A 22,301-nucleotide genomic window follows, 5' to 3' on the forward strand; every position below is an offset into this window, starting at 1 on the left:
GTTCGCAGCTTGGTTGCGGAAGAAAACCTCAGTAGTGGCCGTGTTTTCACGGCTGGTGCCTGTGGTAACAATAGTGTCAGGAAGGTCTTCAACCTTCCTGAGCCATTCAGCACCGCGCAGTGGCGTGGAAGTTAGGATGATGCGGGGGTGACTGCCTTCACGCACGCAGTTTTGGATGTTTTGCCAGCTAATCTCGCCCTTAGGCCATTTGATAAGCTCGTCAGCATAGGCCCATGACACAGTGAGGCCTCGAATATCCTCTGGATTATCTCCCGTTCTGACAGCCGCACGTGATCCGTTGGGCCACCGCACTTCCAAATGGCGTTCGCTGTAAACGGGCTGGAAATCAGGGGGCGCAAGGGCTTGAAGGCCTGATTTGCCGGTGAAAATAGTAGACCAAAAGTCTTTGTGCGTTGCGGCGACAATGAGGCCTGTTTCACCAGCGAAGTGATAGCGGGCCATTTCATTGAGGGCTGCTGATGCAGCGTGGTTCTTGCCGAAATTTCGGGCCGTTCGCAGAAACCAAACATACCAGCCAGATTCCAGTGGTGGTATTTCCTGCTTTGGTCGCAAGGTAAAAGCTGGGTCTTGTAATTCGTAAAGAACTGCCTGATGCAATTCAGGAGAAAGCTCTAAGGCTCTGGCGATAATTTGCTGGCCTGACAGCCCCTGCTTAATGCATCCTTTTATCCATCCTTTAACTTTCTTTCGTTGTTCCAATATACTCACTCGATAGGCTTCTCCTGATCGTTATTTTCAGTTGGGTTTTGGTCTATGATCGCCCCAATGTCCGCGTATTCTGCGGCTTGAATATCGATCACATCGATTGCTTTGCTCAAGGTCTTGGCCTGAGCCAATTCCATCTTCTCAAGATGCTGGATGCGCTTCTCTTCAGCTTCATACTTTTTGAGAATGGCTTCCTCGACCTTGATCGCATTGGCTGCGCGGTCCTTGGATTTCATATCGCCATAGAGCAGTTCCATCAGCGCGATATCCAAGCTGGTTTCGACGTGCTTCTCTGCGAATTCCTCACGGCTGATGCCGTTGACGTAGACCGCTTTGATTTTCTTACGGACCGAGACGACGATATCCTCAGCCTCGTTCTTCCATGCTGCTGGGGTATGCAGGCGCACATGGGGAACGGCAGGCGTAACAGGGTCTTCCAGAATTGCGCTGATAAGCTCTCTGCCGCTTTCCTCGTCAGGAATGTACGTATGCAGGGGATCGCGCTCGTAAGGCGCTGAGAGGGGCGATTTTGGGCTGTTTCGCAGTTCACGGCGCTCAATGGCGCGGGGATCGTCTTTGTCGGTCATCCCGTATTTAGCGGACTCACTGCTTTTCTAGGACTTCGCGTTGAGCTATGCCTTTGACAAACAGAGGTGTTCTATGTCCAAGGAAGTCGAAGAAGCCGCACGGGAATTCATCGCTAATAAGCCCAATGCTCGTGCATCGAAGGCATTGAGGGCGATTCTTGAGCGCGGAACTGTAACAACACGCGAATTGAATAAAATTGGCTACGACCATCCCCCGCGCGCCATTGCTGACGCAGTGGACAATGGCATTCCCATCAAGAAAGAGATGATTAAGGCTGACGATGGGAAGCGAATGGCTCGATATAGCTTAGGGGAACCTGGCCAGTTGCGTGGTGGGCAGGCTGGACGTGCAAACTTCTCCAAGGCGTTCAAGACTAAGATCGTCAAGCACTATGGCGAAGTTGACACGATCACAGGTTGGGAAGTTTCTGGCCGTACGCTGCAAATCGATCATCGCGTTCCATATCGTGTTGGTGGCGATGCTGGAATGAAAGAGCAAGATGTTGGATCATTCATGTTGCTCAGTGGAAGCTCTCAGCGGGCTAAATCATTTTCATGCGAGAATTGTGAAAATTGGACCACAATCCACGACGAAGCGATTTGTCGCACATGCTACTGGGCATTTCCTGAGGCGTACACGCACGTTGCCATGCGCGAGGTGCGGCGCGCTGATGTGGTTTGGCAGGATGGTGAAACCAAGCAGTTTGATGCTCTTAACAAGCTGGCGCACGAGCAAGGCACGACTGTTAGCCAGCTTGTTAAAGATGCAGCGAAGAAGCTGCTAGACTAGCATCTCGTGTTGCTGAGCAGCCTGTTCTTTACCAACTCGTATGTTCACAAAGTCGGCTTCCAAATCAGATGACAGGTACAGGCTTTCGATAGTTTCGTCAGCCTTACCTGATAACGTGGCTTGGCTTGATCGGCCCGTATGAATGAATGTCTGGGTCATGCCCAAATGAGACGGGAGCGGCGGACCATAAGTCTTCTCGCCTGTTGATCCATCATATGACAGGGCGACAGATAGACCTCTTGCCAGCACTTGTTCGAGTCCTTCGACCAACCGCTCTTGTGTCATCTGCTCCGCGTAACGTAGATCGCGACCGACTGAGGTTCCCATGTATGGTGGGTCAAGATAGATAAAATCCCCTACTTGCGCGTCATGTACAGTCGTCTGCCAGTCACCTGTAACCACCTCCGTTCGCCCCTTTAGCAGCTTGCTGACGCCGTACACCTGATTAGCCATCTTGCTTGGATTCATTCCCAAGCGTCGCTTATCCACGGACTGCGTGAAATGCCCCTTGCGATTGAACCGCACGGCGTTTTTTACGCAACGACAAAGCAGATAGAGCAGGTCGACAGGATCTTCATGCTCGTTGAAGCGTGATCGCACATCGTTGAACCAATGCCCCTCTGCATCGGTCTGACCGTTCCAAACAGTCTCGTACTTTTCCGCGACATGATCGGGTTCATTGATGATGAGTGTCCAAAGCGCCGCAAGTGATGGAAGCGAGTCTCCAAGCACGATCCGCTCTGGATTGCGCATTGTCGCCGCCCAGATTGACATCGCGGCAGACCCAGCAAACGGCTCATACCAAGTGCCGATTGTCTCAGGGACGGTTTTGCCGATCGCCTCTGCCAGACGACGCTTACTGCCTTGGTACGGTATGGGGTGCGGTAGCTTGCTCATTCATCGGCCTCTTTGAACCCTATGGGTCTAGGCGGTAGCGCGTCTGCCCGCAAACTCGCAAGCCAGATGAGGAATTCATTCACACTTTGTTCTGCAATCCACCAAACGCGGGCGCCATCTTGAGGCCTGCAGACTGGGCGAGCGATACCCTAAAGGCTGAACCTTGGCGTGTGTCAGACAGGTAGTGCCTTGCCATTCCAAAGCCATGTCAACCTATGTCTTTACCATCCACCAAGATAACGATAGTCAATAAAAAACAGACAAAGCCTGACTTTACCATAGCAATCAGGCTTATTAACTGACACTCACCATGGACCATACAGCAAGAAAAAAGAAGTCAATACCATCTTTTTTGGCTAGATGGCTCGACTTTGACATATCAGACTATAGGTAGAAGATATGGAGGTCTGTCCACCCTTGATGGTGCTGAACGATGACCCAAACCACCCACAGAACCATGTCGAGCGATTAATTAGACGAAATAAAAATATATTTGTCTGATTCTGCTCGATTCGACATATCGCCAGTGTAGGCATTAATGGTGGAGGTCTGCCTTGGATATTAAGATCAGAATAATGATCTTAAACTATCGACACTATTAGTGATGGTGTTAGGTAATATATGTGGGGGTCTGCCTTCATGGTATGAGCCTGATATCCAGACAGGAAAAACCCTACGATTTCCGCCTTTCCTGATCGCTTGCCATACGCTCAGAGCGTATATACAATGGCATGGAACAGAAGCACACGATTGTCGAAACGCAGCCCTACATAAAGCAGGCAGAGCGCATTGGTCTAAGCCCCACTGAGATGGCTGCGATTAAGCTGTATCTCGCTGAGAACCCCACAGCAGGGGACATTATCAAAGGTAGTGGGGGCGTCAGGAAAGTGCGCTTCTCACGCCCAGGAACGGGCAAGAGTGGTGGGGTACGGTTGTTCACGTTCTACTGGACTATCGACGAACCGCTGTTCCTGCTTTGGGTGATCGCAAAGACGCAGCAGGCGAATGTAAGCCCTCAGTTCGTGAATGCGCTGCATGACGTGGTGAAGGAATTGAAGAATGGATAAGGAAGACGAAGAAGGCATCCTCGCTGGGCTTCGTGAGGCGGTGGACGATATCAAGGCTCGTCGTGCCGCCAAGGTGAAAGCCATCCGTGCGAAGACCCAGCTATCGCAACCTGCATTCGCTGCCCGTTACCATCTGTCCGTTCGCACGGTGCAGAATTGGGAAAGCGGAAAGTCAATCGATGGTGTCGGACAGACTTTGCTCAAGCTGATCGATCGTGATCCTTCTTTGGTTGACAAAATGCTGAATGGTCCAGCTTAGGATTTCTGCGGTTTCTTGGCTCTTTTTCTGGTCGTTTTTGGCCTTTTCTGGTCTTTTCTGGGTTGACAGGGTGGAGGAAAGAAAGGCCCAGATTCAGCCCATCCTCCTGTCTGACCGTCACCATTCAGCTTAGCAGTCACGCATTCGTTCCAACCATCTATCCGTATGGTTCGATTTCAGCGTATGTCACTTCTCGTGGCTTTTCTGCATTGGGGCATTTGAATGGGGCAGCTTCCTACCTTCGTGACGGACATTGATGGCTGGTCTGTCGTCGGTGCTATCTTTAAGTGGATCGTATTGCCTTCCACTGTTGCCAGTATCGTTTCATGGATAACTACCAATAAGAATATCGATGCTCAGCGCGAGAGATTGCGTCGTGAGTTTCAGTTAGAGTATGCCATTGAGGCAGCTATCCAGACGCTCTTATCCAGTGAAAACTATGCGATGCGTTCGTTCGATAAAATCAGGCACCATCTGTCTGGTTTTGCTGATGACGAACTGAGGCGGTATCTCATTCGCGCAGGGGCAGTCAGGTTCTCTGGCGACGGTGAAAAGGAAATGTGGGGACTGCTTGAGCGGCACAAGGGCGGCGTGTTCAAGTAGGATCGGGCTTTAGGGGAAATTGAATGTGCCATTGCGGCATCGAGTTGGATTGGTTGCCATCCGTCATCGCGTGGCTGGATAAATGGCAGACGCTCATCACTGGCTTCATGGCCCTTGGTGCGGCTTTCGTCGCCTTACAGCCTGTCAGGAAGCAACTTGCCCTCATGCGCGCCCAAAACAACGTCATGGTGCGTGAAACCATCGGGCATATGATTACCCAACTGGATCAGCATCGCGCCAGCTTGGACGAAATCACAGGCAAGACTATTAGCGAGATTTCCAGCAGCCTGTGGCACTTTGAGCAGTATGGCCCCAAGGGCATCGATGAATGGGCATCAGCTACCCACAGTTCGTTCAACACGGTGCAGGAGGGCCTAAAAGCTCTATTCATCACGGCCCACGACGTTGCAGCCGTAGAGAGCCAGAAGGAGCATTTGCTGGCAGTCTCTGCAGAACTGTCGAGTTGCCTGTGGGACATTGTTGCCCCTGTCTATGCGGTGATGTGGCCTGAGGAAAACACATGGACAGACGAGGAAAGCAAGGCGGCTGATGTGAGGGCCGTTGAGGCGCAGAAGGAACTGGAAGACAGGAACGCGGCTGTCTCGTTGGCTATACGCCAGTTGAGGGAAGCCTACGCCAATCAGCGCGCGGTGCTGGTGCGCCAGTTGCGTGTGATCGACGATGGATTGCTCAATGGCGTTGCCCTGAAAGAAACCTGATTTTCAGGGATTCTGCTGTTTTTAGGCTTATCAAACCCCCGTTTTCTGGGGCTTTTCAGGGCATTTATGGGTATGAAATCAGAGGGATTTCGCTCTCAGCTATAGTACATGGGCCTTGGTGGATCGCGGCGGGTTATCCTCTTTCGCAGGGCCATCCGCTCGTCTCTGCTCATGTTCGTTACGTCGATACCTTCGCCGTTTTGGAACGCCTTGATGCAGGTTTGTCCGTGTTGTTCAGTCTTCTTCATCGTCATCGCTACAGAAAAACCAAGCCAGTCCTTCAGGAGTATCGAGAACTGAATCACAAAAATGCAGCATGTAGTGGAAATCTGGGTCGTTCTCTGCGCGGGCTGCATACTCGGCGCTTTTGCGTTTAAAAGCCTCAAGGGATTGGTCATCGTCATTGCAAATGCAGACGGTATTGTCCTGATCCATAGCGATCATTGCGCTGTCTTTGGCCTTTAGTAGTCGGATTATCAGGGCTTCGCAGTCCTTTTCCTCTTGTGTCATTTCAGGTTCATTGTCGTTCATTCGATAAGGTTCTCCTTAATTCAGTTAGCATGGCATTGTGCAGTTTAAGCGTCATTTCGTATAGCGTAGATGTAAGTCTATTAATTGCAGTCAAATGATGATCCTCGCAGCGATTAAGTCCGCTTCTGTGTTGAAGGTTATGCAGAGTATGTCTCTGTCATCGTTCGTATAGCCAAACTCGAATTGCAGGCCGTTCGCTTTCAGGGCCAGATATGCGTCTATGAAAGCGTCTGCTGTAAGCGTGATGCTGAGGTCTATCACAGGAGCAACCTCGCTGCTGTGAGGTCTATTTCACTCTTGAATGCGATGACGGCCTTTGATTCTGCGCCGCCATATGAATGGGCGACTGCTTCGAATGACACCATCATGTGGTCGATTTCATGCACAGCGAGCATTCTGGAATAGTAATTTAATCCTATTACGATGCCATCCAATGTGAACGATGCTTCAAATGGATAATCGCGAAGGCGTTCTTCAAAATCGCCGCTCTCTTTCAATTTGGGTTGGGTCATAGGAGCAACCTCGCTGCTGTGAGGTCGGTTTCTGTGGCGAAATATATGCGGCCGTAGATACGGTGGAAGCCGCGTTTCCAAGGTCCAGCGTTCACCACATCAATACGGGCGATCTTGATTCCGAAAGGTTCAAACTGACTGGCCCACCATTGAGTGAACCCATTAATCTGCGTCTGGGGCGATGCTTCGCCCTCAAGCGCAGCGCCAATAGGCTTCTCGATGTAATCAGCTTCATAGACATTGTTCATTGCTTCTTCCCCCAAACCTGCTGGCGTAGTCCCTGCTGTTTCTCCTCGTTCTGGATCAGCTTCGTGATGCGGCCCTGTATGTTTTTCAGGACTTCGCGGGTCTTGGTGACACCGTTGATCGCCATTGAGACGCGGCCCATCACCAGCTTGAGGTATTTCGTCTGGCGTTCGATGGCTCTGGTGTTGCGCTCGATCTTCTCAGCGAGGTTCGCCAAAGATCGTTCGTGGCTGTCGATTGCGCGCCTGTGTTCAATCCAGAGGCGCTGTTTGCTCTGGCGAACGATCTTGCCCACGTATGTCTGTGAGAAGCCTACTTCCTTGGCGATGGCCGTCAGGGGCTTTCCCTCTGCGGCAAGCTGCTCAATGCGCTGTTTCTCTTCCGCTGTCGCTTTGCGGTATTCTGGGGTGTCGGTCATTTCGTCCCCCTGCAAATCTCGTCGTTAGACAGAAGGAGGCCTATCGTTTGGGAAGCTCTGTAAATCATACCTTTACGGGCTTCGCGGGCGGAATGATCTGCGCTGCTTTCGGCGATGTAGCTCTGTAGAAATATGACCGCGATGAGGCCTGCAATTGCCCCCAGCAGAATAGGACAATCCATCTTACTCGCCCTCCTTGGTGTTGAGGTTGAGCGTGAAGGACCGTACTAATTTCTCTGCTGCCACATTACAGGCGTCTTGCTGTTCCTTGATCTTGCGGATCAATTCCGCTTCCGCCTTTTTGGCTTCTTCCTCGCGGTAAACTACCAGCGCCAGCACTTCCTCAAGGAGTTCAATGCGCTGCTCTAAATCCGTTACCGCCTTTTCTAATCTATCCATTCCCATGCTTAGTTCCTCTTTTAGCATCCAAATGTATTTATACATTCGTGCCAAAAAGGTGCCTTAGGTGCCTGAATGGTATCGACTTCAGGCTTATTCACCAGCAGACGACTGACATAGGCAGTTGGAGTTGGTTAGATGAAGGCAGTAATTCACAGCGAAGCAGAACGCGCACTTATCTTAGAGCGCATCAAAGGTCATAATCCTGAGAAGGCAAAAGCGCTTTTGCAGCTTTCATGGGCAACTGGCTTGCGCTGCGCTGAGATTGCAGGCTTGCTTGTTACGGATATTGTCTACTCAGATAATCCCAAGCTGGTTGTCCGCGCATCTATCTCCAAAACGGGAGAGGCACGAGAAATCCCGCTGTCTGAAACTGCCCTGCAAGCAATCATCATTCTCGCAGAAACGCGCCTGTCAGGGCATTTGGTGCTTGGGCGTCAGGATAAGCCATATACCCCGCATTCACTCAGCGAGCGCTTTAAGAAGCTCTACCAGAGCGCTGGAATTAAGGGCAGCACGTATAGCGGGCGTCGTGGGCTTGCAACGCGCCTCGTAGATCAGGGCGCACCACTCCCTGTTGTCCAGCGTATCCTTGGACATAAAAACCTCACAAGCACCATGCATTATATCGGTGTAACAGATAGCATGGTTAGCAAGTGGATGCAGAAAGCAGCTTGACCGTTTGATCGACCTATATATCAGCTTGATACCAACGACGCAGAAGGAGTTTAGAAAATGGCACTCAACTGGAAAGCAGCCCTCAAGCCCGTCTCGCAGAGCAAGGAATTCAAGCCGGGCAATGCGGGTGGTATGTCTGCATCTGCGCGCACTGCCGCTGGCATGGACAAGGCGCTTGCAGCCTACAAGGGCGGCAACAAGGACGTAAAGCGCGCTACCATCATCAAGAAGGGCGATGAAGTGAAGTTCAGCGTCCGCTACGCCAATCAGGCGCTCAAGCTGGACGGCAAGGACGGCGAATTCGTCGTGCCCGCTGACAAGTTCGAGGAAATCTACGGCGCCATCAAGGCCGCTGTCCTCGCTGGTGAGTTCGACAGCCAGCTTGCCCCGCTGGAAGCCAACAGCAAGCAGCGTGGCGCTAAGATGGTCGCTGCTAAAGCCGCCAAAAAGTAAGCTGTAACAGCCTCAGAACGCAAAAAGCCCGTCGCTGTTATCAGCGGCGGGTTTTTCGTTTCACTATCTGCAAATGAGATAGGCGGTCTTGTCTGACTCAGAGGCAAAGCGTCGTGCGTGAAGCCATATTCCAAACTGAGCACCTGACTTCATGGTTTTGCCTGCGACGAAGTGACCGTTTTTGCGGTCATAGATGAACGCAGTCATGTCTGGGGCGATGATTACATCATCTTCTTTCACGTCACCGCCGATGTACGTGGTCGTACGTTGCCAAGATTGTTGAGCGTGATCGCTAACTGGCTCGACGAGCCATTCATTACCAAGTGCGACTGTTAGTGCGTCTGCAAGCTGCTTTTCGCGTTGTGTGTATAGAGGCATGACTTTGCTTGCGACTTTGATTGACCCATCAGTGAGGGTCATAACGACAGGCTGAGTTAGGTGGCGGAATGGCCTCTGCTTTTGCCAAGGCGGATTTGGAACGTCCGCTTGTTGGAGGCTGCGAATTAAAGGAACCATCCACGCGACTGTGTTTGCGAGGGTTGGAAGTGAAGTAGTGGACATTTATTCTCCTTTGATTTGAACGCACTTCCCCATCACGCAAAGGCATGTCTGCGTGTGGGTTGGTGCTAAGTTGTTAGTGATTGCTGCTGTTAAGCAGATTTCAGGTTAGCGTCGTTTGTCGCCAACTCACTTCTAGTGTGTTGGGAAGCCCCACAGCAAGCGTGGGGGTCAGTGCTGATTACTGATCTTCCTCATCCTGCGCAGGGATTGCGGCTGCGATCTTTTTTTCCTCCGCGATTGCTTTGTTCGCGCGACCGATCGCGTGCCTTTCGTAGTCGCTGGCCTCCCATGCATCATAGCCCACGATCAACATACGATCCCCCGCGATCTTGAAAACTGCCCTGCCATACTGGACTGCGGATGGCAGCTTTTCAGGCTTTGCAACGTCGAACACATCATCGCACAAGTCCGCGTTCTCACCGCGCTCAATCAGCTTGTTTCGCGCATTGATCTGTCGTGGTGTCTTTGTCTGCGGAGTAGGCTTGTTTTTCTGACTGTGTGCTCGGTATCGCGTTTCAAGAGCAATGATCCCTTTCAGTGTCTTGCCTGATGACTTCACCACATACTCGTATTCTGCAATATATTGTGGAACATCAGCGACGCGAACCTTGTCGATTTCCAGAAGTGCTAAAACGCAGCCATACTTTTCGGCAGAGCGGTCGCGCTTATAAGCTAGTCCATCTTCTGCATTTTCACTGACACTCTCCCATTCTCCGTAAAGCAGGGCAGTGATGGCATTCCACTTATTATAGCGACCTTTGTGAAGCAGGTTATATCCGTGGACATTCAGGTCATGCTCTAAGAGAACTTCGCGCAGGAAGGTCGCGTTGTAGATGCTGGCGAAACAGGTCAGGCCAAATGCATATGCTTCTGCAAGCTGGTTATAGAGTATCGTTCGGCTTGCAACTTTCAGCTTCGTGATTGCTTGGTCGTCAGCAGCGAGAGACTTCTTTTTGAACGCTGCCACCAACTCCATGATCCGCTCAGCGGAAATCGGGTTCATTCCGTTGGAGACGTCTTCTTTGAGAAGTCCAAAGCGCTTTGAAGCGTAGGTCACTTCTACCCCGTTCTCCGCTCCCTCAGTTTCATAATCAAACAGTCTAGGGTCGGCGTCGAAGCGGGTAGTAAGGTAGTGTTCGCTGATATCTGACATTTTCGTATCTCCTTTTTGACGCGGCACCGTGCGGCGTCGTGAGATATTGATACGGCAGGGTTGGCCTGATACGTGATTGCCAAGATCATTTTGAGTGATTGGGCCAACCCCCGAATGTCAGAAAACCCCCTGTCAATCCTGAGTGAAGACGCGAAGTGGTTCCAGCTATGGGGGTGGTATCTCAGGGCCAGCACAAGCTACGGAAGAGCGCGGTTTTACAGGTCTGGCACCAGTTTCCTTGGCGATGACCTGCCTGCTGACTTCGACGATGTTGTGAGGGTTTTTGACGCCCTTGGCAGCGTCAGAGATATGTCGATGTTGAAATGGTGGCGGACGGTTGCCATCCCGCAATTCGGTGTTTCAGCAGACCGCCCAAAGGTAACGAGCCTTGGGTCAATACGGTATTACGACGAGGACGATCATTTTTCGCGCCTACGGAGCAGCGTCAGGGACTATTTGCAGGAGGAATGGCTGGATCAGATCCAGCCAACCAGCATTATCGCTTCCATCCCTATAGGCTTGCCCAAGGCACAGATCATGAAGCAGCTATCCGCGATGATCGACGAATTGGCGGCGACTGAGGCTGAAAGCGGAATGGACACCATGACAGGCGATGCGCCCTTCAAACTGAACAGGTCGTCCAAGCTGCATTACGACAGCGCCGTTCGTTATCTCAAGTGCATCTACGTGAAGTCTGCCTATCCTAAGATGACGCTATGGCAGGTTGGGGCAAAGGCTGGCCTAAGTGCAGCACACAGGAACCTAAAAGCAACGGACAAGCCAACCGCCAGTAACGCAGATGATCGCACCAAACTCAAGGAACTGACAAGCCGTGCTTTGCTGCGCGGGCAGATGATCGCAGAAAACGCAGCAAGGGGCATCTTCCCCAGCTACGCCAAGTGCGAACATGCAATGCCGATGGATTACGCAGCAATCTATCGACGGCGCTTCAAGTTCTTCACCCGCTTTGGGATCGAAGAGTGATATCTATATCCGCTGCTCAGCTTCCAACATTACACCATCAGCATCAAACCAATACCATTCCTTATCGCTGATCCATATTCTCGCCGTATTAGTTGCCTCAACATCAACGCGATTAATCAGCCTCTTTAAAGCTGCGTTGACCTGACATCTGGTGGCAATCCGCTCGTCCTCATCACTACTAGTGAGTTTTGTTTGTAATGACATAATCATCTCGCCGTCATCTGCGCTGCTAGGCTTTGATTCCTCTAGTGCCAGTTTTTTGACCAACGAATCAATTTGCTCTGTCTGCTCCGCAATTACCTTTTCAAGCTCTCCTGCGCGCTGAATGAACGTCAATGCCCCGCCAGCTTCAATGGCGCTGACGATGTTGTCTAGCTTGCCCTGTGACGCCGCCCGCAGGCGTTCCATTTCAGCTATCTGCTGGCGCATACCTACGACAGTGTGGTTGACCGTCTTCTGTTGCACGATGCTTGGCAGCAGCCCTTCAAGGATCGTTTTTTCCAACGGCTCGTAAGGAAGCTGTGTGGAGTTCGTGCAGTCGTGCTTGCGGCGCGCTCCATCGCATTGGAGGTAACTCGTCACCTTGCGGTGATAAGTCCGCACTTCCCCGCTCTTGGTCACATATTGGCTTGTATCAGCCCCCTTGCGGATAAATCTGACCGGCGATCCGCATTCCTCACACTTTGCGATGCCGCTGAGCAGATTGTTGGCTGTGAACCTCGTTGGTCCACCAGAGCGCGCTTTGCCTGCTCTCACTGATTGCGCTTGGTTGAATTTGTCCGCGTTAACGGCCTGTGGGAAATAGTGCGCGTTGAGCAATTCGCCCGTGTCGTCACGACCCTCGTATTTTTCACCCAAACAGGCGCGCCACTGTAACAGCTTGTGGATATAGGTTTCGCCCCACCCACGTTTGTTGTCCCTGTAGCTGACACACCACGTTGGCTCGTTGCGGCCATTAAGCTGCTTGACGATTTTGGTGACGCCTAGGCCGCTGACGTAGAGGTCGAAAATCTCATTGAGCAAGCTGACACGGTATTCGTTCAAGGTCATCATCTTGGTGACTGGATCGACGTCAATCCAAGCAGGCGTTCCTGTGATGACCTCTTTGTGTGAGGTGGTGCGGATTTCCTCGCGCTTCTTTGCCCAATTGGCGTTCGAGCGTTTGCTCTTTTTTAGGCTCTCTTCGTGGGCAAGCTGGCCTTTGATGATGATGGAAAACAAATCCATCATGTCCGTGTCATCGCCAGCCTTGTAGACGTGGCTATCGTGCCAAGTGGCTACGCTCACCCCGTTTTCGTTGAGCATCCAGATAAGCTGGGCGGCAGCTTTCGCACCTTGGCGGCTCAGGCGGTCGATATTTTCGACACACAGGACTGTGGGGGTATCTTTGAAAGCACCAGAACGCGCTTTCGCCTCAAATTCGTGGAGTGCAGCGCCTTCTAAGCGATTGCCACCGTGAAAGGCAGAACGTCCTTCGTCTTTTAGCTCGCGATCAACGCTATGGTCCCAGCCCATGCGCTCTACATAATCGCGACCGTAGGTTAGCTGGCGCTCGATTGAGTAGCCATCTGCTTGCTTATCCGTCGAAAAACGGCAGTAAATCCACGCCTGAATATGCGCCTCCACACCTTCAGCACTCCCTACGTTTTTTGGGGAGAACTCTCAATAGCGTGTCCACCCGGTGCTGTTCCCACAGCCCCCCGCCATCCCGAAAGGTATCGATGCCGCTTTCGGCGCTTACGCCTGCTCCGGTGAGGATGACGATGTTGCGGATGTCCTTCATCCCGGCCATGAGACCAGCCTTCAACGGAGACGGCAAGTGGCACGAATCGGAATTATCGGCAGCGCGGGACGCATGGGGCAGGCCATCGCAGAGGCCATCACGGCGGCAGGCGAAGAACTGTCCGGCGGCATCGGCCGCGATGGCGACCTTGGCGCGCTGGCCGCACATTCGGACGTGTTGATCGACTTCTCCAGCCCCACGGCGCTCGAAGCCAACCTCGATGCCGCGGTGGACGCGGGCATTCCCATCGTTGTCGGCACCACCGGCCTTGAGGAACGCCACCACTGGCTGATCGATGCCGCCGCGCAGCACATTCCCGTGCTCCAGACGGGCAACACCTCGCTGGGCGTCACCCTGCTCGCCCACCTCGTGCGCGAAGCCGCCAGCAAGCTGGGCGAGGACTGGGATATCGAGATCGTCGAGACCCACCACCGCATGAAGGTGGACTCCCCCTCCGGCACCGCGCTGCTGCTGGGCGACGCTGCCGCCAAGGGCCGCGAGGTCAGCCTGTCCGACACTGCCGTGCGCGGCCGCGACGGCATCACCGGCAAGCGCGAGGCGGGCACCATCGGTTTCGCGGCGCTGCGCGGCGGCACCGTGGCGGGTGACCACACCGTGCACTTCCTTGGCGACAACGAGCGTCTCTCGTTCTCGCACCTCGCCGAAAACCGCACGATCTTTGCCAAGGGCGCGGTCAAGGCGGCGCAGTGGCTGAAGGACAAGCACGCCGGCCGCTACACGATGCCCGAGGTGCTCGACCTTTGAACAAGGCCGCGATCTTCGAATTCTTCCGCCGTCTCGCCGAGCTCAACCCCTCGCCCGAGACGGAGCTGGAATTCGGCAACAATTACCAGCTCCTCGTCGCCGTGGTGCTTTCCGCGCAGTCGACCGACGTCGGCGTCAACAAGGCTACGCGGGCGCTGTTCCGCGAGGTCACGACGCCCGCGCAGATGGTCGAACTGGGCGAAGAGGGCCTGAAGGAGCACATCAAGACCATCGGCCTGTTCAATTCCAAGGCCAAGAACGTCATCGCCCTCTCCGAGATCCTGGTCGAGCGCTACGGCGGCGAAGTGCCGGAAGACCGCGACGCGCTGGTCGAACTGCCCGGCGTCGGCCGCAAGACCGCCAACGTGGTGATGAACTGCGCCTTCGGAGCGGAGACCTTCGCGGTGGACACCCATATCTTCCGCGTCGGCAACCGCACCGGGATCGCCAAGGGCAAGACCCCGCTGGCGGTCGAGAAGCAGCTGGAAAAGCGCGTGCCGCAGCCCTTCCGGGTGGGATCGCACCACTGGATGATCCTGCACGGCCGCTACATCTGCAAGGCCCGCACGCCCGAATGCTGGCGCTGCCCGGTGGTTGACTTGTGTGACTACAAGGACAAGGTTCTGGACAAGGGTGCGAAGAAAGCCGCCTGACACGGGCGGCTGATCGGGAGTTTGCCCAATGGCTGACCGTCGTTTCGCTCTGCTGCTGTCACCGCTGGCGCTGGCCGCCTGCTCCGATCACGAACCCGCCGCGCCGCCTGCGGTCAGCCCCGCCGCCGAAGCGATCGGTCCCGCGCAGGACTGCCTGCCGCTCAGCCAGTTCTCCAACACGCGTATCCGTGACGACAGGACCATCGATTTCATCGGCGGGGCAGGCAACCGCGTGTGGCGGGTGACGCTGCCGAACCGCTGCTCCGGGCTCAGGTCGGCGGACAGCTTTACTTACGAGACCTCGCTGTCGCAGCTTTGCCGGCAGGACATCATCTATCCGTTGGTGCGGGTGGGAACTGGCTTCCAGCGCGGCGGTGGGTGCGGCCTGGCACCGTTTACGCCAGTGAAACTGAAGCAGTAGAAAAGAGAAGTCCTGGGGCCCTTCGACAAGCTCAGGAGATCCCCCAGACCCTCGGAGCGTCTTCGTAGCGCCCTGCCTATCCCGTAGCGCGCTCCTTGCGGCGCAGCCATTAAGTCTCCCGACGCCACCATAGGGGTGCAGGGGGGCTATGCTCCCCTGCTTTTCCCTTCAATCTTCGTATTGAACCGGATCGATATTCAGCCCGGCGCGACCGTCCGAGGAAGTATGCGCCGGCGCCTTGGGCATTTCCTCGTCCGGATCGACCAGCGGCTGGAGCATGCCTTCGCTGCGGGTGATGACGGCCGTCGCCACCGCGTTGCCCACCACGTTGGTGGCCGAGCGGCCCATGTCGAGGAAAGTGTCGACGCCCAGCAGCAGCGCGATGCCTTCGACCGGCAGGCCGAACTGCGAGAGCGTTGCCGCGATCACCACGAGGCTGGCGCGCGGCACGCCGGCGATGCCCTTCGAACTGACCATCAGCGTCAGCAGCATCAGGATCTGCGTGCCGATGGGCACGTGGATGCCATAAGCCTGCGCGATGAAGATCGACGCGAAGCTCATGTAGATCATCGAGCCGTCGAGATTGAAGCTGTAGCCCAGCGGCAGGATGAAGCCCGAAATGCGGCGCGGCACACCGAAGCGGTCAAGCTGCTCGAACAGCTTGGGCAGGCTCGCTTCCGAGGATGCGGTCGAGAACGAGAGCAGCAGCGGCTCGCGGATGTAGCGGAACAGGGTGACGATCCGCCCGCGCAGGAATGCGCCGCCGACCAGGAACAGCAGCACCCAGAGCAGCAGCATCGCGAAGTAGAACTCGCTGACGAGCACGCCGTACGTAACGACAATGCCGAGGCCCTGCTTGGCAATCACGCTGGCGAGCGCGCCGAACACCGCGAACGGCGCAAAGCGCATCACGTAGTCGGTGATCTGCAGCATCAGTTCGGACAGCGCCTCGCTCACCTTGACGATGATCGCGCCCTTTTCGCCGATGGCGGTCAGGCCGACGCCGACGAAGACCGAAAAGACGAGGATCTGCAGGATGTTGTTCTGCGCCATCGCATCGACGGCGCTGCTCGGGAAGATTTCGAGGATGAAGTGACGCAGCGTCAGCTCACCCATTTCCAGCTTGCCGAGGTCCGAACCGGTGGTGAGGCCCGCGCCGACGCCCGGCTTGAACAGGTTCACCAGCACCAGGCCGAGGCCCAGCGAGATCAGGCTGGCGGTGATGAACCAGCCCAGCGCCTTGCCGCCGATCCGGCCGAGCGCGGCGCTGTCACCCATGCCGGCGATGCCGGTGACGATCGTCGCGAAGACCAGCGGCGCGATGATCATCTTGATCAGCTTCAGGAAGACGTCGGGCAGCAGCTTGAAGTAGTCGGCCCACTGCCCAAGCCGCGGATCGGCTCCCGGAATGGTCGCATGCAGCAGCCAGCCCACGGCGATGCCCAGCACCATGCCGATAATGATATAAAGCGTCAGCCGCCGACCCATGCCCACCTCGTTATGAAATTGCGGCGGACACTAACAGCGCGTGCCCCCCGGTCAACGCCGGGAGCGGCGGTTTTCTTGCGATTTTACGCGAAAATCAGCCGGGTCGGCGTTGATTGAAAATCCGCCGAAGGCGGATTTTGACGGCACCGGCCCGCTCCCCCCACCCGACCACCTGCGAGTGTATCCTGATGGGTGGTCGGGTGGGGGGAGCGAGCCGGTGCCGTTCCAAAATGCCCAGACGGGCATTTTCCGGTCAGACGGACAGCGCCGCTTCGGTGACCCGGCGATAGATCTTCACCAGCGCTTCCAGATCTGCAATCGCCACCGCCTCGTCGCGCTTGTGCATGGTCGCGTTGCACAGGCCGAACTCGATGACCGGCGACAGGTCCTTGAGGAAGCGCGCGTCGGACGTGCCGCCGCTGGTCGAAAGCTCCGGCTCGACGCCGGTCTCGGCACGGATGGCGCCGGCCAGCAGGGCGGAGAAATCGCCCGGTTCGGTCAGGAACGCCTCGCCCGAGATCACCGGACGGGCGCTGCCGCCGTGGCGCTCGGCAATCTCGGTGACCCGCGCCGCGAGGCTTTCGCCGGTATGCAGGTCGTTGAAGCGGATCGAGATGCGCGCCGAGGCCTTGGCCGGGATCACGTTGGTAGCGGGGTTGCCGACCGTGAGGTCGGTCACTTCGAGATTGCTGGCCTGGAACCAGTCGGTCCCCTCGTCGAGCAGCAGCGCATCGAGTTCGGCAAGCATCGCCACCAGCCGGGGAATCGGGTTATCGGCAAGGTGCGGGTAGGCGACATGGCCCTGCACGCCCGCAACCTCCAGCCAGATGTTCACCGACCCGCGGCGGCCGATCTTCATCATGTCGCCCAGGCGGTGCACCGAAGTCGGCTCGCCGACGAGGCAGAGGTCGGGAATTTCGCCCACCGCGCGCATGTGCTCGATCAGCGCGAGGGTGCCGTAGCGGGCCGGACCTTCCTCGTCGCCGGTGATGACAAAGCTGATCGTCCCTGCCTCGGCCGGGATCTGCGCGGCGGCGGCAACCATCGCCGCGATCGAGCCCTTCATGTCGACCGCGCCGCGACCGTAGAGCAGTTCGCCCCTCACTTCGGGAGCAAAGGCCCCGCTCGACCAGCCCTCGCCCGGCGGCACCACGTCGAGGTGCCCGGCAAAGGCGAAGTGGCGCGAGCCCTCCGGGCCCTTGCGAATGGCAAAGAGGTTCTCGACCGGGCCGTCCGGCGCCTCGCCCGAAATCGCCCGGTGCACGGCAAAGCCCAGCGGCGCCAGCTGCGCCTCCAGGCAATCGAACACCATGCCGGTGGCCGGGGTGACGCTGGGGCAGGCGATCAGCGCTTCGGCAAGCGCGACGACATCGGTGGTGGACTGCACGGTCTCGGTCATGGCGCCGCCATTGCACAGGTCCGCGCGCATGACCATAGGGCGCGCAACCGGCACGCCCCACGACCCAGGATCAGCCCAGCGCTTCGTCGAGCATCTTGGCCAGACGCAGGCCGGCCTGCTGGATGCGCTTGTCGACGATCGGGATCGAGGCTTCGATGGCAGCCTCGCTCCAGGTTGCCTTCACGTCGCCCTCCTTCACGTCACAGGGCAATTTACCGCCATAGGCCGCCGGATAGATCACGTCGCGGCTGATCTCCCACGATTCGCGCGCCCAGTCCTCGGTCTTGCCGGTGGTGAGGCGGGCCTTTTCCTCGGCGGAATAGCGGCGCACCAGCGGCGGGTTCGCCGCGGTGATGGCGCGTTCGGCGAGCAGCCCGTCCCACACGGAGTGGAGGTTGAAGCCGGTGGCCTCGCCGTAGCCGGTCTCGACCTTGTTGGCGCCCTGATCGTGGTTTTCGCCGACATGAAGCGGCTGGTGCACGTCCCCCACGAAATGGGTGACGAAGATCAAGGCCTCGAGCCGCAGCGCGGTCGCCAGCTTGCGGTCGGCCAGCAGGCGTTCGTTGCGATCGATCTGCGCGGTCACGCAGTTGCCGTCGCGGCATTCGGTCTTGAGGTCGAACACGCCGCAGACCGGCTGATCGTGGTAGTGCCAGGACGAGGTGAAGGCGAAGCGCCAGCGCTCGTCCTTGTTCTTGATGCAATCCGGCCAGGTGGCGGCATCCTGCAGCGTGCGGGCGCTGCATTCGGGGGTATCGAGCTCGCCCTGGTGGCGCAGCAGCGCGGCGATCTGCGCGCGCGTGTTCGGCTTGATGTTCTCCAGCGCGATCGCCGCGACGGTACGGTGGCCGAGCGCGCCCCAGGCCATGGCCGGGGTGGCGAGCGTGGCGGCGGCAAGCCCGGCCATGGCGGCCAGCGTCGTCATCGTCTTTTTCATGGAACTCACTTCACCGGTGCTTCGAACTGCTCGATCACCCATTCCTCGGTCTGGGCGGCGTGGATCCACTGCTGCATCCATTCATGCTCCCACACCGCCTGCATATAGGCCTGCGCGAAGCCGGGCACGCCGATGCCATAAGTCAGGAAGCGGCTGACGATCGGCGCATAGAACACGTCGGCGGCGCTGAAGGTGCCGAACAGGAACGGCCCGCCGCCGCCAAAACGGGCGCGCGCCTCGGCCCAGAGCGTCAGCACGCGCACGATGTCGGCGCGCACGTCATCGCCCAGCGTCACGCCTTCCACCCGCATGCGGACATTCATCGGACAGGCCCGGCGCAGCGCAAAGAAGCTGGAATGCATCTCGGCGACCATCGAGCGCGCCATGGCCCGGGCGTCATCGGCCTTGGGCCAGAAGCGGTCGCGGCCCACCTTGTCGGCCAGGTATTCGACAATCGCCATGCTGTCCCAGACAACGGCATCGCCGTCCCACAGGATCGGCACTTTGCCATGGCTGGGCGCCAGATCGTTGGAAGCGCGCTGCGAATCCCATTCGTCGCCATAGAGCGGAACGGTGATCTCGTCGAAATGCAGGCCGGACTGCTTGCACGCCAGCCAGCCGCGCAGCGACCAGCTGGAATAGTTCTTGTTGCCGATGATCAGCTTCACTTACGCGGATTCCCCATAGGTCCCAGTGCGAGGTGCAGGTTGGGGACCTATCGGTTCAGGCGCAACAAGTCGAGAATGAACGGAGGGTGTTTTGTTCGGCCTGACGGCCCAAAAGCGGCACCGCCCGCAAGCGCGTCACGGATGTGACGAGCATGCCCCTCAAAACAGCCGCGTGATCTCGTAGAACAGCGCGCCGACCACGGCGCTCGCCGGGATCGTCACCACCCAGGCCACGATCACCCGGCTCGCCACCGACCAGCGCACGGCGCTGGCACGGCGGGCGGCACCGGTGCCCACCACCGAACCGGTGATCGCATGGGTCGTCGAGACCGGGATACCCATGGCGCTGGCGCCGAACACCACGATCGAACCCGCCGTCGAAGCGCAGAAACCCGAGTGGTGGTTGAGCTTGGTGAGCTTGGAGCCCATCGTCTTGATGATCTTCCAGCCGCCCGAGAGCGTACCGATGGAGATCGCCGTATAGCAGGCGAGCACGACCCATTCGGGGACGTGGAAGCCGCCCTGAAGATGGCCGGTGGAATAAAGCAGCACCGCGATGATGCCCATCGTCTTCTGCGCGTCGTTGCCGCCGTGGCTGATCGAATAGGCGGCAGACGAGAACAGGTGCAGCGTCTTGAACACGCTGTTCGACTGGCGCGGCGTGGTGCCCTTGAACAGCCACGAGGTCACCAGCATCATGGCCATCGCGATCACGAAGCCCAGGACCGGCGAGGCGACGATGGCGATCACCGTCTTGAAGGTGCCTTCCGATTCGACCACGCCGGGTCCGGCCGCGGCGATGCCGGCACCGAGCAGGCCGCCGATCAGCGCATGGCTGGACGAGGAGGGAATGCCCTTGATCCAGGTCAGCACGTTCCAGAACATCGCGCCGACCAGCGCGCCGAACACCACGGCAGGCGTCACCGCGTCCTTGTCGATGATGCCCTTGCCCACCGTCTCGGCGACGTGGAGGCCCATGATCCAGTAGGCGGCAAAGTTGCCGAACGCGGCGAACAGCACCGCGAGGACCGGCGAGAGCAGGCGCGTGGCGACGACCGTGGCAATGGCGTTGGCCGCGTCATGCAACCCGTTCAGGAAGTCGAACGCGAGGGCGAGCGCGACGAGGCCGATCAGCAGCGGCAGGGCAAGCGAGTGGTCCATGGGGGGAGCAGCCCGTCAGGCGTGATCGATGACGAGACCGTCGATCTCGTTGGCGACGTCCTCGAACCGGTCGACCACGCGTTCGAGACGCTTGAACATCTCCTGGCGGACGATGAAGTGCAGCGCGTCGCCCGTCTTGCCGTTGGGGCCCGTGTCTTCCTTGAACACGCGCTTGAGGCCGCGGGCGTGGATCTCGTCGGCATGGCCTTCCATGCGCACCAGGCGCTCGGTCAGTTCGTGCAGGCGGTGGCCATTGTCGGCGATCTTGCGCAGCAGCGGCATGATCTCGGCGGTGAGGCGCGCGGCGTCGACGATGATCGCGGCCATGTCGCGCATCTCGGGCTCGAACTCGCTGACCTCGTAAAGGTTCACGGCGCCGGCCACCTGCTGCATCTCGTCGATGGCATCGTCCATCGTGGTGATGAGGCTGGTGATCGCCGAACGGTCGAACGGCGTCAGGAAGGTGCGGCGCACGGTCTGCAGCACTTCGCGGGTGATGTTGTCCGCGTCGTGTTCGCGTTCCTCGATCTCGCGAATGTGCTGCGCGCGGCCGGGGCCGCCCTGCGCCAGACGCGCCAGCGCGTCGGCACCGGCAACAAGCGTCGCGGCCTGCTGTTCGAACAGATCGAAGAAATTGCCCTGCTGCGGAAGCAGCTTCTGGAACCAGGCAAACATTGTATTGATCCCTGTCTTGTCGGCCATCCGGTCAGCCATCGCGCCGATCAGGCGCGCGGGGCTGGCCGCGGCGCGGAACTCGCGCGCACCGAAGGATCGGATCAGCGCGCGAAGATCCTCTTCGTCGACCGCCTTAGCGGCGTCGGCGAGCGAGAACCAGCGGCGTTCGCGCTGGTGCTGTTCGTCCCACGAGTCAAGCTCTTCGGTGACGGCGAACGGAAATACGTCGACATCCGCCCAGACCGAGGCGCCCGAGGCGCGCTGCTTGCGATAGCGGTACGAGCCCAGCGGAACCGGACAGGCGGCGCCCAGTACGCCTGCCTCTTCTTCCGCTTCGGCAGCGGCGGCGGCGTGGGGCAGCAGGCCCTTCATCAGCCCGCCCTTGGGAATGACCCAGCGGCGCGTGCTGCGTGAGGTGATCAGCAGGATCTGGATCGGTGCATCGACCGCGGGGCCGATTGTACGATAGGGAAGAACGGCGATCTGGCGCATGGCGAGTCTCCTTTCTTCTCTGACGCGCGACCGCGTGCCCCTAGGGGAAGCTGCCTCGTCACGCAATCGTCACATTGATGGTTTCCCGGGGCCTGCCGCCGGCGGACCGCCCGACAATCGCACTGCACAGGCCGATGATGACAGCCCATTGCGATATTTTCATGACGGCGGTGCCGCCCGAAATCGGCTCAAATCCCTCAGGAAAAAGAAAAAACGACGGAAAGGCCATGCCATTGCGGCAGCCTTCCTGTCGTTCGATTTCCCGATCCAGCGAAA

Annotated in this window: 29 protein-coding genes and 1 pseudogene; 11 read left to right on the forward strand and 19 right to left on the reverse strand. The window is 57.5% G+C overall.

Features of this window, described 5'->3' with window-relative positions:
* Together OKA11_RS11230 and OKA11_RS11235 are read right to left on the reverse strand one after the other, a co-directional pair.
* Window positions 1-729, reverse strand: a 729-nt coding sequence (locus tag OKA11_RS11230; RefSeq protein WP_267220267.1) for a terminase large subunit domain-containing protein, incomplete at its 3' end; no start/stop codon positions are given.
* Window positions 726-1,313, reverse strand: a complete 588-nt coding sequence (locus tag OKA11_RS11235; protein WP_267220268.1) for a hypothetical protein — start codon at window positions 1,311-1,313, stop codon at window positions 726-728. The genes OKA11_RS11230 and OKA11_RS11235, both read right to left, overlap by 4 nt.
* 73 nt (window positions 1,314-1,386) lie before the next feature.
* Between OKA11_RS11235 and OKA11_RS11240 the strand changes: the two genes are divergently transcribed.
* Window positions 1,387-2,103, forward strand: coding sequence for a hypothetical protein (locus OKA11_RS11240; protein ID WP_267220269.1), 717 nt, complete (start codon window positions 1,387-1,389; stop codon window positions 2,101-2,103).
* Here the strand turns inward: OKA11_RS11240 and OKA11_RS11245 are convergent.
* Window positions 2,095-3,000 (reverse strand): DNA adenine methylase, encoded by a 906-nt coding sequence (locus OKA11_RS11245; RefSeq protein WP_267220270.1) that lies wholly within the window; start codon window positions 2,998-3,000, stop codon window positions 2,095-2,097. The genes OKA11_RS11240 and OKA11_RS11245 overlap by 9 nt on opposite strands.
* Before the next feature lie 731 nt (window positions 3,001-3,731).
* On the opposite strand from OKA11_RS11245, the gene OKA11_RS11250 reads away from it, so the two are divergent.
* From OKA11_RS11250 to OKA11_RS11265, 4 genes are all read left to right on the forward strand, one after another.
* Entirely contained in the window at window positions 3,732-4,067 is a 336-nt protein-coding gene (locus tag OKA11_RS11250; RefSeq protein ID WP_267220271.1) for a type II toxin-antitoxin system RelE/ParE family toxin, read from the forward strand.
* Complete coding sequence (locus OKA11_RS11255; RefSeq protein ID WP_267220272.1) at window positions 4,060-4,326, forward strand: helix-turn-helix domain-containing protein; 267 nt, start codon at window positions 4,060-4,062, stop codon at window positions 4,324-4,326. The genes OKA11_RS11250 and OKA11_RS11255 overlap by 8 nt, the downstream gene beginning before the upstream one ends.
* A 222-nt stretch (window positions 4,327-4,548) precedes the next feature.
* Complete coding sequence (locus OKA11_RS11260) at window positions 4,549-4,929, forward strand: hypothetical protein (protein ID WP_267220273.1); 381 nt, start codon at window positions 4,549-4,551, stop codon at window positions 4,927-4,929.
* Window positions 4,930-4,952: 23 nt separating this feature from the next.
* Window positions 4,953-5,648: a hypothetical protein gene (locus tag OKA11_RS11265; protein WP_267220274.1), complete on the forward strand. Its 696-nt coding sequence runs from the start codon at window positions 4,953-4,955 to the stop codon at window positions 5,646-5,648.
* A 234-nt stretch (window positions 5,649-5,882) separates the two neighbouring features.
* Here the strand turns inward: OKA11_RS11265 and OKA11_RS11270 are convergent, their stop codons facing one another.
* The 5 genes from OKA11_RS11270 to OKA11_RS11290 all read right to left on the reverse strand — a co-directional run bounded on the left by OKA11_RS11270 (window position 5,883) and on the right by OKA11_RS11290 (window position 7,760).
* The gene (locus OKA11_RS11270) at window positions 5,883-6,179 is read right to left on the reverse strand and encodes a hypothetical protein (RefSeq protein ID WP_267220275.1); all 297 of its coding nucleotides are present in this window, start codon (window positions 6,177-6,179) and stop codon (window positions 5,883-5,885) included.
* Between the two features lie 257 nt (window positions 6,180-6,436).
* Window positions 6,437-6,691, reverse strand: coding sequence for a hypothetical protein (locus tag OKA11_RS11275; protein ID WP_267220276.1), 255 nt, complete (start codon window positions 6,689-6,691; stop codon window positions 6,437-6,439).
* Window positions 6,688-6,939 (reverse strand): hypothetical protein, encoded by a 252-nt coding sequence (locus OKA11_RS11280; RefSeq protein WP_267220277.1) that lies wholly within the window; start codon window positions 6,937-6,939, stop codon window positions 6,688-6,690. Before OKA11_RS11280 ends, OKA11_RS11275 begins: the two co-directional genes overlap by 4 nt.
* Window positions 6,936-7,355: a helix-turn-helix domain-containing protein gene (locus OKA11_RS11285; protein WP_267220278.1), complete on the reverse strand. Its 420-nt coding sequence runs from the start codon at window positions 7,353-7,355 to the stop codon at window positions 6,936-6,938. Before OKA11_RS11285 ends, OKA11_RS11280 begins: the two co-directional genes overlap by 4 nt.
* Before the next feature lie 183 nt (window positions 7,356-7,538).
* Entirely contained in the window at window positions 7,539-7,760 is a 222-nt protein-coding gene (locus OKA11_RS11290; protein ID WP_267220279.1) for a hypothetical protein, read from the reverse strand.
* 132 nt (window positions 7,761-7,892) lie between these two features.
* Here OKA11_RS11290 and OKA11_RS11295 point away from each other — a divergent pair, with 132 nt between their 5' ends.
* Together OKA11_RS11295 and OKA11_RS11300 are read left to right on the forward strand one after the other, a co-directional pair.
* Window positions 7,893-8,432: a tyrosine-type recombinase/integrase gene (locus OKA11_RS11295; protein ID WP_267220280.1), complete on the forward strand. Its 540-nt coding sequence runs from the start codon at window positions 7,893-7,895 to the stop codon at window positions 8,430-8,432.
* A 57-nt stretch (window positions 8,433-8,489) separates the two neighbouring features.
* Window positions 8,490-8,885 carry a hypothetical protein gene (locus OKA11_RS11300; RefSeq protein ID WP_086494175.1) on the forward strand — a complete coding sequence of 132 codons (396 nt, stop codon included), beginning with the start codon at window positions 8,490-8,492 and terminating at the stop codon, window positions 8,883-8,885.
* Window positions 8,886-8,948: 63 nt separating this feature from the next.
* Here OKA11_RS11300 and OKA11_RS11305 read toward each other — a convergent pair whose 3' ends face one another.
* Window positions 8,949-9,446, reverse strand: a complete 498-nt coding sequence (locus OKA11_RS11305; RefSeq protein WP_143840523.1) for a hypothetical protein — start codon at window positions 9,444-9,446, stop codon at window positions 8,949-8,951.
* Window positions 9,447-9,624: 178 nt separating this feature from the next.
* On the reverse strand, window positions 9,625-10,599 hold the full coding sequence (locus OKA11_RS11310; protein ID WP_086494176.1) for a hypothetical protein: 975 nt from the start codon (window positions 10,597-10,599) through the stop codon (window positions 9,625-9,627).
* 72 nt (window positions 10,600-10,671) lie between these two features.
* Between OKA11_RS11310 and OKA11_RS11315 the strand changes: the two genes are divergently transcribed.
* Complete coding sequence (locus tag OKA11_RS11315) at window positions 10,672-11,583, forward strand: hypothetical protein (RefSeq protein WP_143840524.1); 912 nt, start codon at window positions 10,672-10,674, stop codon at window positions 11,581-11,583.
* Window positions 11,584-11,586: 3 nt separating this feature from the next.
* On the opposite strand, the gene OKA11_RS11320 is transcribed toward OKA11_RS11315, so the two are convergent.
* Together OKA11_RS11320 and OKA11_RS11325 are read right to left on the reverse strand one after the other, a co-directional pair.
* A complete protein-coding gene (locus OKA11_RS11320) occupies window positions 11,587-13,209 on the reverse strand; it encodes a recombinase family protein (protein ID WP_267220281.1) in 1,623 nt (540 codons plus the stop codon).
* A gap of 46 nt (window positions 13,210-13,255) precedes the next feature.
* A pseudogene (locus OKA11_RS11325) lies at window positions 13,256-13,366 on the reverse strand (Sir2 family NAD-dependent protein deacetylase); the annotation flags it as partial.
* 36 nt (window positions 13,367-13,402) lie between these two features.
* On the opposite strand from OKA11_RS11325, the gene dapB reads away from it, so the two are divergent.
* Genes dapB through OKA11_RS11340 form a run of 3 tightly spaced genes read left to right on the forward strand, consistent with a single transcriptional unit; the run spans window position 13,403 to window position 15,205 of the window.
* Window positions 13,403-14,131 carry a 4-hydroxy-tetrahydrodipicolinate reductase gene (dapB, locus tag OKA11_RS11330; protein WP_267220282.1) on the forward strand — a complete coding sequence of 243 codons (729 nt, stop codon included), beginning with the start codon at window positions 13,403-13,405 and terminating at the stop codon, window positions 14,129-14,131.
* The gene (gene nth / locus OKA11_RS11335; protein ID WP_267220283.1) at window positions 14,128-14,784 is read left to right on the forward strand and encodes an endonuclease III; all 657 of its coding nucleotides are present in this window, start codon (window positions 14,128-14,130) and stop codon (window positions 14,782-14,784) included. The genes dapB and nth overlap by 4 nt, the downstream gene beginning before the upstream one ends.
* A gap of 28 nt (window positions 14,785-14,812) precedes the next feature.
* Window positions 14,813-15,205 carry a hypothetical protein gene (locus OKA11_RS11340; RefSeq protein WP_267220284.1) on the forward strand — a complete coding sequence of 131 codons (393 nt, stop codon included), beginning with the start codon at window positions 14,813-14,815 and terminating at the stop codon, window positions 15,203-15,205.
* 168 nt (window positions 15,206-15,373) lie between these two features.
* On the opposite strand, the gene OKA11_RS11345 is transcribed toward OKA11_RS11340, so the two are convergent.
* The 7 genes from OKA11_RS11345 to OKA11_RS11375 all read right to left on the reverse strand — a co-directional run bounded on the left by OKA11_RS11345 (window position 15,374) and on the right by OKA11_RS11375 (window position 22,254).
* The gene (locus tag OKA11_RS11345) at window positions 15,374-16,693 is read right to left on the reverse strand and encodes a dicarboxylate/amino acid:cation symporter (RefSeq protein WP_267220285.1); all 1,320 of its coding nucleotides are present in this window, start codon (window positions 16,691-16,693) and stop codon (window positions 15,374-15,376) included.
* Between the two features lie 253 nt (window positions 16,694-16,946).
* Window positions 16,947-18,092: a succinyl-diaminopimelate desuccinylase gene (dapE, locus tag OKA11_RS11350; protein ID WP_267220286.1), complete on the reverse strand. Its 1,146-nt coding sequence runs from the start codon at window positions 18,090-18,092 to the stop codon at window positions 16,947-16,949.
* A 70-nt stretch (window positions 18,093-18,162) separates the two neighbouring features.
* Window positions 18,163-19,029: a S1/P1 nuclease gene (locus OKA11_RS11355; protein WP_267220680.1), complete on the reverse strand. Its 867-nt coding sequence runs from the start codon at window positions 19,027-19,029 to the stop codon at window positions 18,163-18,165.
* A gap of 5 nt (window positions 19,030-19,034) precedes the next feature.
* Window positions 19,035-19,697 (reverse strand): glutathione S-transferase family protein, encoded by a 663-nt coding sequence (locus OKA11_RS11360; protein WP_267220287.1) that lies wholly within the window; start codon window positions 19,695-19,697, stop codon window positions 19,035-19,037.
* Window positions 19,698-19,856: 159 nt separating this feature from the next.
* On the reverse strand, window positions 19,857-20,858 hold the full coding sequence (locus OKA11_RS11365; RefSeq protein ID WP_267220288.1) for an inorganic phosphate transporter: 1,002 nt from the start codon (window positions 20,856-20,858) through the stop codon (window positions 19,857-19,859).
* Between the two features lie 15 nt (window positions 20,859-20,873).
* Complete coding sequence (locus tag OKA11_RS11370) at window positions 20,874-22,025, reverse strand: DUF47 family protein (protein WP_267220289.1); 1,152 nt, start codon at window positions 22,023-22,025, stop codon at window positions 20,874-20,876.
* 58 nt (window positions 22,026-22,083) lie between these two features.
* Window positions 22,084-22,254 (reverse strand): hypothetical protein, encoded by a 171-nt coding sequence (locus OKA11_RS11375; RefSeq protein WP_267220290.1) that lies wholly within the window; start codon window positions 22,252-22,254, stop codon window positions 22,084-22,086.
* Window positions 22,255-22,301 lie beyond the last annotated feature (47 nt).

Origin of the sequence: Novosphingobium clariflavum (assembly GCF_026420865.1) — a bacterium.
In the GTDB taxonomy this organism is placed as follows: domain Bacteria; phylum Pseudomonadota; class Alphaproteobacteria; order Sphingomonadales; family Sphingomonadaceae; genus Novosphingobium; species Novosphingobium clariflavum.